The organism is Peribacillus sp. NPDC058075 (genome assembly GCF_042885195.1).
Taxonomy (GTDB): Bacteria; Bacillota; Bacilli; order Bacillales; family DSM-1321; genus Peribacillus.
Genome location: NZ_JBHVSL010000001.1, coordinates 2,161,177 through 2,178,843, shown reverse-complemented (window position 1 = coordinate 2,178,843; position 17,667 = coordinate 2,161,177). Strand labels below are relative to the sequence as shown.

The window sequence follows — 17,667 nt, the reverse complement described above, 5'->3', positions numbered from 1 at the left end:
AGGTTCTGAATGTTTGGAAGATGAAAAGTGATGAAAAAAGAAACATCATTGGAAATCACAAAGTTCCTATGATGTTTCTTTTTATATTTTCATATTTTCATATGGCTACTTTGCGAGTAGATAAAAATAACGGCTGAGCATATCAAAAATTTAATCTTAATCGCAGGTTCTGCCCAATAAGACTTGTTTGTAGTTTTCGGCGGGATTAGAATGGAGATGTGATGCAAGCGCATTCGAAAAGACAGGGCATTCCTTTTCTCTTCAAGTTGTGCCTTCATATTTATTTTCATTACAGGACTATCAGCGGAAATGAGGTGATGATGTGGAAATTCATTTGGTGGCAAAAGATGAGATTGAGGCTCAAGGAATTCGTTGGATAGTCGAGTCCCACCTAACGGGAGTTAGACTGATCCTATGGAAAACGATTGAAGAATTTGAAAAGGGCATCCGCAATCAGCAACCGGAATTCGTTATTTTGGATATGGATATTTGGACGGATGAAAGTGAGGCGATGGGTGTTTCGTTAAAGCGAAGGGGAATTCGATGGTTAGGCATTTCATCTGAGCGAATTTTTCAAACGGCTTATCGAGCCTTACGTTTCCGTGCTGAAGATGTATTATTCCGTCCCTTTTCTTCGGCGGATTTGGTAAAACATATCCAACAATTGCGTTTTCAATTGAGAAATGGTCCAAATCTTCTCTCGTCAAACACCATGGATGATGGGAATGCTCTGGATATTGGGTATCCTGATTTCTTCTTGACGGATCGGAGGCATGAAAGTCGAATAACCATGGTCGCTTTTTTGACACCAGATAACAAGACCCTTCCTTTAGTTTATGATGAACTGCAACGCTATTCTTTTACTGGGAATAATCAAATCTTCGCTTTATCGGATTTTATTTTATGTGTCCAGGAAACAAAGGAAGTTGAAGTTTATAAGGAAGAGTACCAAGCGTTTCTTGCCCACTGGAAAGAAAAAATGGATGAGCCCCTTGCCATCATTATAAAAGCGGCATCTTCAGATGAGTCTTTAAAAAGGATGTATCAGCAAACACGTGAATTTACGAGACAAATCTTTTTCGATGGATATGATATCATTTTAGCCGAAAGTCAACAAACTTCGCCCCAGGAGATGGATCCATTCCTCACGCCTCTTGAACAAAGACTTTGGATAGAAATGCTCGAACGACGGGATGCTAAAGCCATCAGGAACTGGATTGAACGTGAATTTCTTACCTTTGAACGACCATACCCCGACCCGGAAATCGTTCGTATCCGCCTTACAAGCGTACTCGCGCAGATTCGTAGGCATATGAAATCATACAACTTGCAAACTGCCTCTATAGAAGCAATATACTATGATGTATTTCAGCAAATTGTACATAAACCCGTCATTCATCAAATAGTAAAAGAACTGCATGCGTTCACGACCCATATGCTTCTGCAGGATCATGGACAATTACAGGAAGGGGCACGCACAATTAGTGAAAAGGCAAGAGAGCTGATCGAGTCCAACTATTGGGACGCCCAGTGGAATCTAGCGAGCTGTGCAGAGACTCTGCGTATCAATAAAAGCACACTCAGCCGTCGATTTGCGGCTGAATCCGGCGAGTCTTTTCGAAATACGCTGCATCAAGTTCGAATTAGGGAAGCTAAACGTTTATTAAAGGAAACGGATTTATCATTGGAGGAAATCTCACAATTGGCCGGCTATTCACATCAAACTTATTTCAATGCAAAATTCAAATTGCTTGAAGCTTGTACACCATCAGCATATCGGTCTGGTTTATAAAAAAGGACGATTCAATAAATGAATCGTCCTTTTTTATTTATTTCATAACAATGTAATTCATGAAATTATTCATAAAAAAATAAAGATAACTACAAAAAGTGTAAATAAATTATAAAATTATCATTAAATTATAATGAATTATTCTGAATTTTTCTTATAGAATGAAAATATAACAAACCAAGGGGGAAAGTGAAAATGAATACGATTACAAATAAGGTTATACGTTATAGAGGTACTGATTTGCATACGAAAGGCTGGCAACAAGAGGCAGTGCTTAGAATGCTGATGAATAATTTGGATCCTGAAGTCGCTGAACGTCCTGAAGATTTGGTTGTATACGGAGGGATTGGGAAAGCAGCACGTAACTGGGAATGCTTTGATGCAATCGTCAAATCACTAAAAGAGCTTGAAAATGATGAAACTTTACTGGTCCAATCAGGGAAACCGGTGGCAATTTTTAAAACGCATACCGATGCACCCCGTGTCCTGATTGCCAATTCAAATATCGTCCCGGCTTATGCGAACTGGGAAACATTCCATGAACTTGATAAAAAGGGCTTGATGATGTATGGGCAAATGACGGCTGGCAGCTGGATATATATTGGCTCTCAAGGAATCGTACAGGGTACATACGAGACATTTGCCGAGCTTGCAAAACAACATTTCAATAATTCGTTAAAAGGTACAATCACTCTTACGGCAGGTTTAGGCGGCATGGGTGGGGCACAGCCACTGGCAGTTACGATGAACGGTGGAGTCTGTATCGGAATCGATGTTGATGAGACAAGAATTGACCGGAGGATCGAGACTCGTTATACCGATGTGAAAACGGATTCTTTGGATGAAGCTATTCGTTTAGCCAAAGAAGCTAAACTTGCAGGAAAAGCATTATCGATTGGTTTGATTGGGAATGCTTCAGATATTCTTCCAGAAATGATTGCAAGGAACTTCATTCCGGATGTCTTGACCGATCAGACTTCCGCCCATGATCCGCTAAATGGATATACACCTTCAGGTTTGTCAATGGCGGAGGCGGCAGAATTACGAAATGCGAATCCAGAAGAGTATATTAAACTCTCTAAAGCTTCAATGGCCAAACATGTTAGCGCGATGCTTGAAATGATGGAAAAAGGAGCCGTGACGTTCGATTATGGCAATAACATCCGTCAAGTTGCGAAAGATGAAGGCGTAGAGAATGCTTTTGACTTCCCTGGCTTCGTTCCAGCGTATATCCGTCCACAATTTTGTGAAGGAAAAGGTCCATTCCGCTGGGTCGCTTTATCTGGTGATCCTGAAGATATTTATAAAACAGACCAAGCCATTTTACGCGAATTCGCGGATAATGAACATTTATGTAACTGGATTAGAATGGCTCAAGAAAAAATTCAGTTCCAAGGTCTGCCTTCCCGCATTTGCTGGCTTGGTTATGGGGAGCGCGCACGCTTTGGTAAAATCCTTAATGATATGGTTGCCAGCGGTGAATTGAAAGCTCCGATAGTAATTGGACGTGATCATTTGGATTCAGGCTCTGTCGCTTCGCCAAATCGTGAAACGGAAGCCATGAAGGATGGATCGGATGTAGTGGCTGACTGGCCGATCTTAAATGCAATGGTGAATGCAGTGGGCGGCGCAACTTGGGTATCCGTACATCATGGCGGTGGCGTAGGAATGGGATACTCCATGCATGCTGGCGTGGTCATTTTGGCTGACGGCACCGAAGAAGCGGCAGCCAGGATTGAGCGAGTGCTGACAACGGACCCTGGGATGGGCGTAGTGCGACATGTTGATGCAGGATATGAACTTGCAGAGGAAACAGCCCGTGAAAGAGGTATTAATATCCCGATGCTTGATAAAGGAATTGATAAACAATGACAAAGCCAATATGGATAAAACATGCCGCTCAACTTGCTACCCTTACCTCTGAAAGGAAAGGACCGCGTTCCAAAGAGGCAATGTCGGAGCTTGGTTTGATAGAGGATGGAAGTATATGGATCGAATCTGGCTTGATTCAAGCTGTCGGTACAACCAAGGAATTGGAAAAACTCTATGCTGATAGAATGCATGAAGCTGAAGTTTTCGATGCAACTGGCCATTTGGTGACACCAGGGCTTGTAGATCCCCATACGCATGTAGTATATGGCGGAAGCCGTGAGCGTGAATTCGAAATGCGTCTAGAAGGTGCAACGTATATGGACATCATGAACGCAGGTGGGGGCATTCATGCAACCACCCGCCTGACAAGGGAAGCAAGTGAAGAAGAGTTGATGAAACAAACCATACGCCGCCTTGATTCGTTTCTATCTCATGGCGTGACTACTGTAGAAGGTAAAAGCGGTTATGGAATGAATTTGGAAACCGAATTGAAGCAGTTGCGGGTGATGAAGAAGTTACAGGAAGAGCACCCGATTGATCTAGTTCCTACTTTTATGGGAGCCCATGCGGTTCCAAAGGATTATAAAGGCCGTGAGGATGAATTTGTCGATCATCTGATTAATGATATGCTTCCAATCGTCTCTGAAGAAAAGCTTGCAGAATTCAATGATGTGTTTTGTGAAAAAGGGGTTTTTACCCCTGAACAATCAGAGCGGATTTTAAAGGCGGGGAAAAAGTACGGCTTGATCCCTAAAATTCATGCTGATGAAATTGAGCCATACGGGGGAGCGGAACTAGCTGCCAAAATAGGGGCTATATCAGCTGAGCATTTATTAAAGGCTTCCGAAGAGGGAATTCAGGCCATGGCTAAGTCAGGAACCATTGCCTGCTTGCTTCCAGCCACAGCTTTGTATTTAAGAGAAGATGCGGCCCCAGGGCGCCGGATGATTGATGAAGGTGTAGCTGTTGCCATTTCGACCGATTGCAATCCCGGATCCTCGCCGACGACTTCCATGCCACTTGTCATGAACCTGGCATGCATCTCGATGCGGCTGACCCCTGCTGAAGCGCTTACGGCGGCAACATACAATGCTGCTTGTGCAATCAACAGACAAGAAAAGGTAGGTTCGCTTGAAGTGGGAAAACAAGCGGATGTCGTTTTATGGAATGTTGAAAACTATCAGGAATTGCAATATTTATTTGGGGTTAACCACGTTAAGGCTGTATGGAAAAACGGTGTTCAAGTTGTGAATGATAAAGTGAACACTGATACCAAAAGCTTGACGGGCCTTTAAAAATCACTATTCTCAATCAATGTTTACCCATTCCATCCGCTAAAAAATTTAGGGGATGGAATGGGCTTTTAGAAGTATTCAATAAATGGAATAATGGTACTGAATAGTAGGATGATGATTTATCATCCTGCCCATTTATAGCGATATACACTTTACTGCTTTACAGTGAAATTAAATGAAAGTGTTTTATGGAATTCGTGGAAATGAATCTTCCATGTGGAGGGGATTTTATGTGGATAATCACTATCCATTCGAAAAATGGCATAAAAATGTTTGAGTTACCACAGAAAAGGAAGCTAGGGAAAAATTCGAGGTAATGGAAGGCTGTAAAATACTTAGTGAAGTCCTTTATTTCAATGATAAACAATTGATCGAATCTTAAACGATATTTTTATATATTAAATAGAAATTAAAAGGTAGAATGATTTGATATAGTTTATAAAAAGAGTGTTATTTCATAATATTCTTTGCTGAAATTTTTATAGTATGAAGCTAAATCGAAATAGTGTTTTTTTTGAATCGAAATAACTTATAAATCAAAAAGTGGAGGGGATTCTTTGAACGAACAAAAATTCACGATTGACGATGCCCCATTTAATAGGTTTCATTTTCGAATTGCAGGACTTACATTCGGTTCCAGCTTTTGTGATGGCTATTCTCTAGGGATCATTGCGATGGCCCTGACTGTATTCGGGCCTCAAATGAATATGAATTCATTGTGGACAGGGCTGATCGGCAGTTCTGCTTTAATCGGTCTGTTTGCGGGATCTTTAATACTTGGGAGACTTTCTGACCGTGTAGGCAGACAGAAAATCTTTCTCGTAAACTTTTTACTTATCACGGTAGCTACTATTTTACAATTTTTTGTTAGCAGCCCAGAAGAGCTTTTTATTTTACGGTTGCTGATTGGATTTGGACTTGGAGGAGATTACGCTGTCGGTACGACTTTACTCGCCGAGTTTTCACCAAAAAAGTATCGCTCCTCTCTCCTCGCGTCTATAAACGTAGTATGGACGCTTGGATATGTCGCATCAAACTTTGTTGGTCATTACCTGGGACACGCAGGTTCAGACTCATGGCGTTGGATGCTTGTCAGCGCTGCCATTCCGGCTATTGCGGTTTTAATCTTGAGAATAGGAACGCCTGAATCACCAAGATGGCTTGTCAGCATGGGGCGTGTCGAAGAGGCTCGCCAGATCGTAAAAAAACACCTTGGATCGAACGTTGAAATGGGAGAAACGACGACTGGCACAGAAAATCAAAAGACACTGGGATTTCGTGGACTTTTCAGTAAAAGGCTTCGTAAGCGTTTGGCTTTTGGTGGAATATTCAAATTGACTCTTGTTATTCCGTACTTTGCCATTTACACTTTCCTGCCTTCCATACTTAGTACAATGGGTTTTGAACAGAACTTTTTTGCCGATACAATGTTAAATCTATTCTTGCTTGTTGGGGCAATTGTGGGACTATGGCTGCTTGCAAAATTTTCTCGTAGAGGATTTACCATCGGGGCTTTCACGATCCTTACCGTTTCATTGTTTTCACTCAGCTTCTTGCACAATGGTTCTCAATTCTTAATGTTGACAGCCTTCTTGATCTTTACTTTTTTCATGTCAGCGGCATCGAACCTTACATTAGTATACCCAGCAGAACTTTTTCCAACTGAGATCCGTGGCTCGGGAATAGGTATGGTTACGGCAATCAGTCGGATTGGTTCTGCAATTGGAACATTTCTGCTGCCTGTTTCTTTAAGCTCGTTTGGATTAAGTGCCTCAATGGCAGGAATGGCAGCCATTCTGCTGGTCGGCTTGATCGTATCGATCGCCTGGGCACCTGAAACGAAGAATCTATCATTACATGAAGCAAGTGACCCTTTGCTAGAAGCGGAGAATTCTCCGAAAGGAACCGCTATTCCCTTTACAGAAAATGAAAAAATAACATAAGATTAACTTCCAGCAAATAAATGAGAAGGACCAAAAGTTTTTTCTCCTTCTTGATGAGTCATATGAGAGGAGATGTATAAGGATGACAACTACCGATTGTTTACATCCTATGGATATTAAAGAGGTTTTACTAGGTGATGATGCCATCTCAATCCAAGAGGTAATTGCAGTTGCAAGATATGGTGCAAAAGTTACTTTCACCGAGGCATATTGTAAAAGGGTGGATAAATCACGAAGCTTAATAGACAAGTTTTTAGAAGATAATAGATTGATTTACGGTGTAACGACAGGTTTTGGCAGTAATATGACGGAGGTGATTTCTCCGCAGGACGCCGAAACCCTTCAACGGAATATTGTTCGTTCACATGCCGTTTCTGTTGGGGAAACTCTTGAAAAAGAAGTCGTAAGAGCCATTCAATTGATGATCCTCGTGAATTTAGGCCAAGGGTATTCAGGGGTCCGTTTTCAAATTTTAAAGCTTATCGCTTCACTGCTAAATCACGATATACTTCCCTATGTTCCAGGTGATGGGTCAGTGGGGTATCTTTCTCCTGAAGCTCACATGGCCTTAGTGGTGATTGGTGAGGGGAAGGCATGGTATAAAGATGAGCTTATACCTGGCATGGAAGCTTTAGAGAAAGCTGGATTAGCACCTGTTACGTTGGGTGCCAAAGAAGGATTGGCACTTACAAGCGGGACTACTTCCGTTACTGCGATGGCTGTCTTGGCTTTATACAATAGCTTGCAAGCCGCAAAAACCGCCGACATTACGGGAGCTATGTCCTTAGAAGTGCTAAAAGGTACAATAAAAGCATTTGATCCCCGTCCCCACGCATTGAAAAAACATGAGGAACAGGCTAGGACAGCCAGAAATGTTACAAGGATTCTTGAAGGCAGCAAAATCGTTGAAACTTACAAGGAACATAGATTACAAGATGCACTTAGCTTACGGTGCATTCCACAAGTACATGGAGCCATAAAAAGAGTATTGAAGGACGCTGCTTTTTCGATCGAGAATGAAATGAACTCTGTAAGTGACAATCCTCTGATTTTTCCGGAAGAGGAAGATGGAATGGCCATGATGGCGGGAAATTTTGATGGTTCATTTGTTGGGATTTATACGGATGCGATTTCCATCGCGTTAGCAAACTTAGCAAAAATAACAGAACGCAGAATAGATCGGCTTGTAAACCATCACCTTAGTGAATTACCTAATTTCTTAGTGGTTAATCCAGGTTTAAATAGTGGCTACATGATTCCGCAATATACAGTTGCCGGGTTATTGAATGAAATCAGGGTGCTCTCGCATCCAGCCACAATAGATAATATCCCTACCTGCGCAAATCAAGAAGACGTGATAAGTTTTGCCTATTTCGCTGCGAAGAAAGCCTATTTGATTTCGAAGAAAATTGAATATATTTTAGCCATTGAACTGATGACGGCAACCCAAGCAATGGACTTTCATTTGCCCTTAAAACCGTCACCGGTTACGGAGGGGGTGTATCATTTAGTTCGGAGCGAAGTCCCGATGGTAGAAGAAGACCGTTTTTTCCATCCTGACATTGAAGTGATATATAGGCAAATTCATGAAGGGGAAATAGTGAAGTTCGTTGAAACGGCGATCGGGGAACTAGAATTCTAAAACCATGTGGAAGCTGTTTTACTTTATTAAATAAGGTAAAATGGCTTCCTTTTTTTAAAATGAAGGATCATATTTAAAGGAGGAGGGATGAAGATGCATTATGATGCAATTGTAATTGGAGCTGGATCTATGGGAATGTCTGCAGGTTATTATCTATCAAAAAATGGACAAAAAGTATTAATATTGGATTCCTTTGCTCCTCCTCATAATAAGGGCAGCCATCACGGGGAAACAAGAATTATTAGACATGCTTATGGTGAAGGCAAGGAGTATATTTCATTGGCACTTAAATCCCAGGAGCTATGGGGTGAATTGGAAAGAAATTCGGGGAAACAATTATTTCTTCCAACGGGGGTCCTGAATGCTGGTAGCGAAAATTCCAGTTTCATTAAGCAAGTGATAGCGGGATCAAACGAATATGGGTTACCTATGAAAATCTTGGATTCAGGCGAAATTCATGATAGATGGCCTGGAATAACACTGCCGGAAGACTACATTGGATGCTATGAATCGACTTCGGGCGTATTGAAAAGTGAAGAGTGCTTAAGAGCGTATCAGCAACTTGCTATCTCTCATGGTGCCGACGTCAGGGTAAACAGTGAAGTGAAGAAGATAGTTGTTCATGGCAATGGTGTCACGATTAACACGGATGAACAAACATTCCACTCAGACTCTTTAGTGGTTGCTGTCGGGGCGTGGGCACCGAAAATATTGGCGATGTTAAATTTAAATCTGCCGCTGCAACCCATCAGAAAAACATTTGCTTGGTTTCATGCAAATGAAAGATTATATAATCATAATGATTTTCCTGCTTTTTCTTTTGATACTTCAGTTGGTACATACTATGGCTTTCCTAGTATAAATGGTTCTGGAATGAAAGTAGGGAGACATGATGGGGGAACCCATATAAATCCTGATGGCTGTATGGAAGGTTTCGGTGAATTGGATGAAGATGAGGGTGATTTGGTGAAGTTTTTGGGGAAATATATGCCTGCTGATCAAAAATTGAACTATGGGAAAACTTGCATCTACACCATGACCCCTGATGAGCATTTTATAGTGGATAAACATCCTTATTATCCACACATTGCCATAGCAGCAGGTTTCTCTGGACATGGTTTTAAATTCAGCAGTGTCATGGGAGAAATTTTGAGTGACTTGATTATCTCCGGTACGTGCAAGGAAGATATTTCATTGTTTTCTATTAATCGTTTTAAAAATTCATTGTCATAATATATTCCAAACTTTAGTTGTGTAATCAGCCGTTGCTTCCTTTCAAAGGAAACAACGGCTTTTTTTATATCCAGCTATAATGTTAGGTTATCTAACAAACTATTGTCGAAATAATTAAAATATGCTAGAATGAGAATATTCCGAAATTTGAAACTCGAATTCCGAATTTCGGAACTGATGCATTTAAGTGATTGAAAGAGTACCTACATAATTTTTATTTACTGAAATTTCCGTTAATGAAGGAGAGGGTCGTATGAACACGGTTGATTTGAATTGTGATTTAGGAGAAAGTTTTGGCGCCTACCGGATAGGTAATGATCAAGAGATTTTGGACTTTGTAACATCTGTCAATATAGCTTGTGGATTCCACGCTGGTGATCCTACAGTCATGAGAAAAACGGTCCAGCTTGCTTTAGGGAAAGGTGTCAAGATCGGAGCCCACCCAGGTTTACAGGATTTAATAGGATTTGGCAGACGCAATATGAATATTTCACCACAGGAGGCTTATGATATTGTCGTCTATCAAATTGGTGCATTGAATGGCTTTCTGCAATCCGAAGGCGGAAGTATGCAGCATGTGAAACCGCATGGGGCTTTATACAATATGGCCGCAAAGAATAAAGAGTTATCCATGGCCATTGCCGAAGCGGTATATAAAGTGAATCCCGACCTTATCTTATTTGGTTTGTCGGGCAGTGAATTGATACGTGCCGGACAGGCCATCGGATTGCAAACCGGGAGTGAAGTTTTTGCCGACCGTACCTACCAACATGATGGTTCATTGACTTCCCGATTGGAAAATGATGCATTGATCGAAAACGATAATGATGCCGCTGCCCAAGTCATTCGCATGGTGAAGGAGGGAAAGGTGCTGTCTCAGCAAGGCTCAGATGTGGCTTTAAAAGCGGATACCATTTGTATTCACGGGGACGGGGCACATGCTTTATCCTTTGCTCGGCATGTTAAGGAATCTTTGCAATTATCTGAAATAACAGTAAAGTCCTTTGCTTGAAAAAAATAAACAATCAGGAGGCAGATTCCATTGGAGCCAATCAAAAATACAACAGCAGAGAAAAAGAATCCGACTAAGCCAAAAACAAACCGAACTTTATTGTTAGGTGCCGCATTCCTTATGGCAACATCGGCAATAGGACCTGGTTTTTTAATGCAAACAACCGTTTATACCCAAAGTCTTGCGGCAAGTTTCGGTTTCGTTATTCTTATTTCGGTCATTCTTGATATATTTGCCCAAACAAATGTATGGCGCATTATTGCTGTATCCGAAAAACGGGGTCAGGAAATTGCAAACATGGTCCTTCCTGGGCTGGGTTATGTACTGGCAGCACTGATCGTTATGGGCGGGCTGGCATTTAATATTGGAAATATAGCAGGAGCTGGATTAGGTATTAATGCAATGACGGGAATATCCCCAACAGCGGGGGCGGCAATAAGCGCAGTCATCGCCGTCCTGATTTTTGTAGTGAAAGAAGCAGGAAAAGCGATGGACCGATTTACGCAAATTGCCGGATTTTTCATGATTTGTTTGATGATTTATGTCGCTTGGACAACCTCACCTCCAGTCGGGGAAGCGGTAGTGAGGACCTTTGCACCTGATAAAATCGATATTATCGCAATCGTTACATTAGTTGGTGGATCTGTAGGCGGCTATATTACATTTGCAGGGGGACACCGTCTCTTAGATGCAGGCGTGAAGGGCGTTGACTCATTACCTCAGGTCACGAAGAGCTCGGTAATGGGGATATTGATCACGACGGTCATGCGTGTCGCGTTATTTCTAGCGGTACTGGGTGTTGTATCGAAAGGTTTACAAATTGCTTCGGATAACCCTGCAGCATCCGTTTTTCAACTCGCTGCCGGTGATGTAGGGTATAAAATCTTTGGAGTCGTCATGTGGGCAGCAGCTATCACATCTGTTGTTGGGGCGGCATATACTTCCGTTTCATTTATCAGAACTTTCAGCGAAAAGATAAATAAGAAGGCTAACTGGATAATCATTGGTTTTATTGTCGTTTCGACCATTTGCTTTCTATTAATTGGTCAACCGGTTAAAGTACTGCTAGTAGTTGGGGCCATTAATGGACTCATCTTACCAATTGCCCTTGGAACATTGCTGATTGCCGCATACAGGAAAAACATCGTGGGTGATTATAAGCATCCTTTATGGTTAACGATTTCAGGCGTATTCGTTGTAGTCATCATGACTTTAATGGGCGTATATACATTAATGAAACAACTGCCAGGACTTTTTTAATGATTAATGAATGAAAATCAATAAATAAAGGTGGAAGTGGCGTGCCAGTTCGTGACTGGCTGCCACTTCGTACTAGGAGATGAATACTAATGATCGATCTTTCTCAAGCTACACCGGCTGAGTTGCGTACATTGATTCGAAACAACGAATTGATAAAACCGACTGCTGGCATGGCTAACGGTTATGCACAAGCGAACTTAGCCATCTTAAAAAAAGAGCATGCTTTTGATTTTTTATTATTCTGTCAGCGCAACCCTAAATCCTGTCCATTGCTGGACGTTACAGAAATTGGATCACCCATACCTAAATTTGCTGCTCAGTCTGGAGATATACGGACAGATATTCCAAAATACCGCATATATAAATATGGAGAATTAGTGGAAGAAGTAACGGATATCTCAAAGTACTGGGAAGACGATATGGTTGGATTTTTAATTGGGTGCAGTTTTACATTCGAACACGCCCTTTTGAATAATGATATATCGATTCGTCATATTGAAGAGGGATGCAATGTACCTATGTATAAAACCAATATCCCTTGTATTGAAGCAGGGATATTTCATGGGAAAATGGTGGCTAGCATGAGGCCGATTCCACAAAAGGATGTGGTGAGGGCAGCACAAGTGACATCGCGGTTTCCTGCGGTTCATGGTGCTCCGATCCATATTGGCGACCCTGAAGTAATTGGTGTTTCCAGCATTCAGCATCCGGATTTTGGTGATCCAGTAACGATTCGTGAAGGCGAAGTCCCAGTCTTTTGGGCATGTGGTGTAACGCCGCAATCCATTGCTATGGAGACTAAACCGGAGATCATGATCACGCATGCACCTGGACATATGTTCATAACGGACATTCGTGATGAAAAACTAGGAGTTTTATAACTGACAGAAAGAGATGAGTCCTATGCCGGAAAAGCTATTGAATATAACTGCATGTACACTTTCTCCATTGGGCGATTCCGCAATCGTGATTACATTCGGGAATGGAATGGAATACAGCATACACAAAAAAATAAAATTATTAATGGATGTACTTGAAGATGAACCTTTTGCAGGATTTATAGAATGTGTACCTGCTTTTACTAATTTGACGGTTTTTTATGATCCACTTGTTGTTTATAAGGATCAAAAACAAAGCAATGATACTGATCCCATATCCCCTTATGAAGTGGTCCGTTCCATCCTGGAAATGAAATTACAGGATTTAAAAGAAACAAAGAAACTCTCACACCGGACAGTTTCCATTCCCGTGTGCTATGGGAAGGAATATGGACCGGATTTGGAATATGTTGCCCGTTATAATGATTTAACTACTGATGAAGTCATTCATATTCATTCAACAGGGGAGTATTTGGCCTATATGATTGGGTTCGCACCAGGTTTCCCGTTTCTTGGCGGAATGTCAGAAGAGATCGCGACACCTAGGCGATCCTCGCCCCGAATGACGATTCCGGCAGGGGCAGTGGGAATCGCCGGTATGCAAACGGGTGTATATCCTATATCAACACCTGGTGGATGGCAATTGATCGGACAGACGCCAACCAAACTATTTTTACCGAATGTAAATCCTCCAAGTCTATTACAAGCAGGAGACATTGTGAAGTTCCATCCGATTTCGGCTCAAGAATATAAAGAAATGATCCTTAAGGAGGGATTACAGTGAGCCTGCGCGTAATCAAATCGGGATTATTGACTAGTATACAGGATCTTGGAAGAAAAGGATTCCAGCAACATGGGGTGATTGTAAGCGGGGCAATGGATGGACAGTCTTTACGAATTGCCAATATGCTGGTTGGCAATAAAGAAGGTGAAGCCGCCTTGGAAATTACATTGATGGGGCCGACCATTAAAGTCGGGAAAAGTTGCCTGATTTCGATAACGGGTGGTAACTTATCACCTACAATTGATAATCAGGCTGTACCGATGTGGAGGCCTATTCTTGTGAAAAGTGGATCGATTCTTCGATTTGAAGGGTGTAAATCAGGTTGCAGGGCTTACTTAGCAGTGGCGGGCGGCTTCGCTATTCCTGAAGTGATGGAGAGTAAAAGCACATATCTAAGGGCTGGGATTGGCGGCTACATGGGGAGGGCATTAAAGGCTGACGATGTCTTGGAGATTAATGAACCTTCGAAAAATCTTGATGTTCAGGCGTTCAAAGGTTCATTTTCCTTCCCAAAGTGGTTTGTAAATGAGAAGGAGTTCATGCCAGGAGGAAAACCTCTCATCCGTTTCATCGATGGAAGCCAATATGAAAGTTTTTCAGATTCCAGTAAAGATAGTTTTGTAGCGGGGGCTTTTAAAGTTTCCAATCAATCCGACCGCATGGGATATAGATTCTCAGGACCGACACTGGAATTAAAGGATAATGGGGAATTATTATCAGAAGCAGTCACAAATGGGTCCGTCCAGGTTCCTCCTGACGGAAACCCGATCATCCTCCTTGCGGATAGCCAAACAACGGGGGGATATCCTAAGATAGCTCAGGTGATTACGGCAGATTTACCAATTATCGCACAGGTTAAACCAGGGGAATCTCTTCAGTTCTCACGGGTTACCTTAAAGGATGCTGAACGGCTTTTCCTTCAAAAAGAATGGCAATTGAAGGAATTGCAAGTTTCGATTTCCTTGGCCCTGAACAAATGGATGGATATATCATTCCTTCGGTAAAAAACACGAAAAAAGGAAAGTACTCTTTATGAGTGCTTTCTTTTTTGTTAGACCCCATTATGCAATTCGGAAGTGGGAAGAAGTCGAAATACATCCTTCACTCAAAAAAACTTGGATTTTCGTAATGATCAAGTAAATTAATCCATTAAACGCTTCAGCATTTCCCATTAATGCTCGTTCCATGGGCTTATTCAATCAAATTGAAAATAATGCCTGAAAATCAAATGAGAATACCGTCAGAGCATTCACGATAAAATAATGAATACGGTTATTTCCATTACATCCTTTCTTCCATGTTTTATAATAGAATGATAGGTAAGGAAACATGTATCATGAAAGGAGACAATGTATGCAGGCACATAACAAAACGGTCGTGAAATCCATGCAAATCCTAACCCTTTTCATAAATCATCCAAAACTGACCTTTAATGAAATGATGGAGCTTTCCAATTTGCCGAAAACGTCATTACACCGTATGGTAGGATCATTGGAAGAAATGGGGTTTTTAACAAAGGACGATGATGGCCACTATTCACTTGGACTGATATTCCTGCAGTTTGGCCAACTGGTAGGGGAGCGTTTGGATATCAGGTCAATCGCCTATCCCATCATGAAAGACCTTCGGGATGATGTTGAAGAAGCAGTGAATTTAATTGTGAGGGATAAGGATGAAGCGATGTATATTGAAAAGGTGGACACCCTGCATCCTGTTCGACTTTATACATCCATTGGAAGGCGTTCGCCATTGTATGCTGGAGATTCTCGAATCATCCTAGCGTATTTGCCAGAAGAAGAGCGTGAAAATTATTTGGGAAGCATTCAATTAAAACCAATCGCCATTGGAACGATAACGGATAAAACTGAACTCCGTCACGCTTTGGATGAAGCGAAAATGAAGGGTTACACGATAACTTCCTCAGAACTTGAGGATTATACAAAAGCGGTGAGTGCACCGATACTCAATGGTAAAGGTGAAATAGTAGCTGGAATTAGTGTCGCTGGGATTGAAGCAAGATTTCAGGAAGATCGCTTGCCTGAATTGATTGACAAAGTAACGAAAGCTGCCAAAGCCATTTCCGTGAAACTTGGTTCTCAAACACATTAATTATTGGAAAATATTTTTCTGAAATAAGATAACTTACATAAAATGGTCGATTCTCACATGTATAAAACAGAACCACCGCTTATGGTGGTTTTTTGTCATGCTGGCATGGTTTGCAGCTTTATTTGGAAGTGCTTATCTGCAAACATTTCTTAAAAAGAATCGTTCTTGATTTCGGAGGAAATTGAGCCAGGACGAAAAGGTGAACCATTCGGGGTTCACCTTTTCTAACATCGCAATAGCCGTTACATACGCACAAAGTCTGATTGATTTATATTCCTCGGCACCCCGATGTCGGCCATTGTAAGTAAACCTGGTTTACGGAGCGCATCAATTTGCTTAGCGGTATTGATAATCATTGCAGCAGTTGCGGTATCTCCAAAGATGCCGTTTGGAACAATCATTCTTTGGGTTTCGTTACCCTCAATTACGATTTCATCTTCCTGTTTAATACCTGCAGACATCGTTAAATCCAAGGAAATTTCCTTTCCGTCCACAGTCTTGCCAGTGGAAATTTGATGAAGCCCCATAACATCTCCTGACTTTAAGGCAGTTAGCGGAACAGTCATATTTTCGCTTGCAATTACTGGTTCGATGGTATTGATAACACTTGAAAGATTCCAATTCAGTCCATAAGCGATTAACCTGACAGACTCCTCAAGACCTACATGCCCAATTTTATTCCGTTCAGCTAAAAATTCAAACTCTTCTCTGGTCATCCCGATTCCGACCTTTTTTTGTAAGGGGAGGCGCCTTTTCGAAACATCTACTTTACGATTGACCTTAATTTGGTTAACCGTAGTCAATACTGTTGTAAATGAAATGGCCATAGTATCCATGATGTACCCTGGATTGATTCCCGTCCCAATGACACTAAGCCCTTTAGCTTTAGCATAATCATCTATTTCCTTTACAAGTAGGGGGTAGCGATGCCAAGGGAAGGAAAGTTGTTCACAGGTGGAAACCACTGAAAAGCCGTGATCTAGAAGCTCTTTGATTTGGGGCCATACTTGTTGTGCGTCGGAACCGGTTGCATGTAGGGCGATAGGGTGTTCACTTTCAATATTTACATCCCGTATATGAGAGACTACACACTTGTTCGTTTCCTTTTCATGGAGTAGTAACCCAATGTCCTTTCCAACCTTATCGGGATCAATATCGACAACACCGATAATCGATTTCGGGTTCGTTTGATAAGCGGAGCGTAGAATTTCAATTCCGATGGGGCCCAGCCCGAATACTGCGAATTCAGAATAGTGCATAGCCATTCATCTATCATCCTTTCAAATAACTTATAACAAAATGCTAACATTGGCAGATAAATAATAAAAATAGTTAATTTTTATATATTTATAATGAATCGTTATAAAAGGAAAGACGGCAATGAATGAGGTGAAGTAGTGGAGAATCACTTCTATGTCGCTGGCGTTTCCATGGGGCTCGCCATGGGAACTCAAGGAGGAATGTTTCACCTGACCAATTTCTTCATCATCAAATTTTCAACACCTGAAACAGCCGGCCGCGCAGCCGGTTTAATGGGATTCACAAATATTATGGGTGGATTTTCAAGCTACATTATGGGGTGGAGCCGCGATTTGTCTGGCGGTGATTTTGGTCCCTCCATTGCCATGCTGATTGTAGCAGCCATTCTTGGGTTTGTGGCGTACTTATTCATGATTAAACAAGAAGTTGCCGAATATCACCTAAGTAATGCGACAGGAAACAAAGTATCACTATAAGCGCTAAAAAGTTAAGATGTTTTTTAAAAGGGTTTCTCGGTAAGAGGGGCGCTAGAATCTTACTGAGAAACCAAAAAAAAAAATTATACTTCTTGACGAGTGCCACAGTAG

Annotated in this window: 14 protein-coding genes; 13 read left to right on the top strand and 1 reads right to left on the bottom strand. The window is 41.6% G+C overall.

Going from position 1 to position 17,667, the window contains the following annotated elements:
• Positions 1–322: 322 nt before the first annotated feature.
• The 12 genes from ACFVS1_RS10770 to ACFVS1_RS10715 all read left to right on the top strand — a co-directional run bounded on the left by ACFVS1_RS10770 (position 323) and on the right by ACFVS1_RS10715 (position 15,820).
• Positions 323–1,792 (top strand): helix-turn-helix transcriptional regulator, encoded by a 1,470-nt coding sequence (locus tag ACFVS1_RS10770; protein ID WP_387547171.1) that lies wholly within the window; start codon positions 323–325, stop codon positions 1,790–1,792.
• A 195-nt stretch (positions 1,793–1,987) separates the two neighbouring features.
• Entirely contained in the window at positions 1,988–3,664 is a 1,677-nt protein-coding gene (gene hutU / locus ACFVS1_RS10765; RefSeq protein ID WP_241588852.1) for a urocanate hydratase, read from the top strand.
• Complete coding sequence (gene hutI / locus ACFVS1_RS10760; protein WP_387547168.1) at positions 3,661–4,959, top strand: imidazolonepropionase; 1,299 nt, start codon at positions 3,661–3,663, stop codon at positions 4,957–4,959. The genes hutU and hutI overlap by 4 nt, the downstream gene beginning before the upstream one ends.
• A 557-nt stretch (positions 4,960–5,516) precedes the next feature.
• Positions 5,517–6,902, top strand: coding sequence for an MFS transporter (locus tag ACFVS1_RS10755; protein WP_387547166.1), 1,386 nt, complete (start codon positions 5,517–5,519; stop codon positions 6,900–6,902).
• 82 nt (positions 6,903–6,984) lie between these two features.
• On the top strand, positions 6,985–8,544 hold the full coding sequence (gene hutH, locus ACFVS1_RS10750) for a histidine ammonia-lyase (protein ID WP_387547163.1): 1,560 nt from the start codon (positions 6,985–6,987) through the stop codon (positions 8,542–8,544).
• Positions 8,545–8,631: 87 nt separating this feature from the next.
• A complete protein-coding gene (gene solA, locus ACFVS1_RS10745) occupies positions 8,632–9,777 on the top strand; it encodes an N-methyl-L-tryptophan oxidase (RefSeq protein WP_387547162.1) in 1,146 nt (381 codons plus the stop codon).
• A gap of 253 nt (positions 9,778–10,030) precedes the next feature.
• Positions 10,031–10,789 (top strand): LamB/YcsF family protein, encoded by a 759-nt coding sequence (locus ACFVS1_RS10740; RefSeq protein WP_387547160.1) that lies wholly within the window; start codon positions 10,031–10,033, stop codon positions 10,787–10,789.
• 120 nt (positions 10,790–10,909) lie between these two features.
• Positions 10,910–12,049: an NRAMP family divalent metal transporter gene (locus ACFVS1_RS10735; RefSeq protein ID WP_352924898.1), complete on the top strand. Its 1,140-nt coding sequence runs from the start codon at positions 10,910–10,912 to the stop codon at positions 12,047–12,049.
• Between the two features lie 89 nt (positions 12,050–12,138).
• Positions 12,139–12,930, top strand: coding sequence for a putative hydro-lyase (locus tag ACFVS1_RS10730; RefSeq protein ID WP_352924645.1), 792 nt, complete (start codon positions 12,139–12,141; stop codon positions 12,928–12,930).
• Positions 12,931–12,952: 22 nt separating this feature from the next.
• Positions 12,953–13,711 (top strand): 5-oxoprolinase subunit PxpB, encoded by a 759-nt coding sequence (gene pxpB / locus ACFVS1_RS10725; protein WP_352924647.1) that lies wholly within the window; start codon positions 12,953–12,955, stop codon positions 13,709–13,711.
• A complete protein-coding gene (locus ACFVS1_RS10720) occupies positions 13,708–14,715 on the top strand; it encodes a 5-oxoprolinase subunit C family protein (protein WP_387547158.1) in 1,008 nt (335 codons plus the stop codon). Before pxpB ends, ACFVS1_RS10720 begins: the two co-directional genes overlap by 4 nt.
• A 349-nt stretch (positions 14,716–15,064) precedes the next feature.
• The gene (locus tag ACFVS1_RS10715) at positions 15,065–15,820 is read left to right on the top strand and encodes an IclR family transcriptional regulator (RefSeq protein ID WP_387547156.1); all 756 of its coding nucleotides are present in this window, start codon (positions 15,065–15,067) and stop codon (positions 15,818–15,820) included.
• Positions 15,821–16,062: 242 nt separating this feature from the next.
• On the opposite strand, the gene ACFVS1_RS10710 is transcribed toward ACFVS1_RS10715, so the two are convergent.
• The gene (locus ACFVS1_RS10710) at positions 16,063–17,085 is read right to left on the bottom strand and encodes a hypothetical protein (RefSeq protein ID WP_387547154.1); all 1,023 of its coding nucleotides are present in this window, start codon (positions 17,083–17,085) and stop codon (positions 16,063–16,065) included.
• 132 nt (positions 17,086–17,217) lie between these two features.
• Between ACFVS1_RS10710 and ACFVS1_RS10705 the strand changes: the two genes are divergently transcribed.
• Positions 17,218–17,556 carry an MFS transporter gene (locus ACFVS1_RS10705; protein ID WP_387547151.1) on the top strand — a complete coding sequence of 113 codons (339 nt, stop codon included), beginning with the start codon at positions 17,218–17,220 and terminating at the stop codon, positions 17,554–17,556.
• Positions 17,557–17,667: the final 111 nt, after the last annotated feature.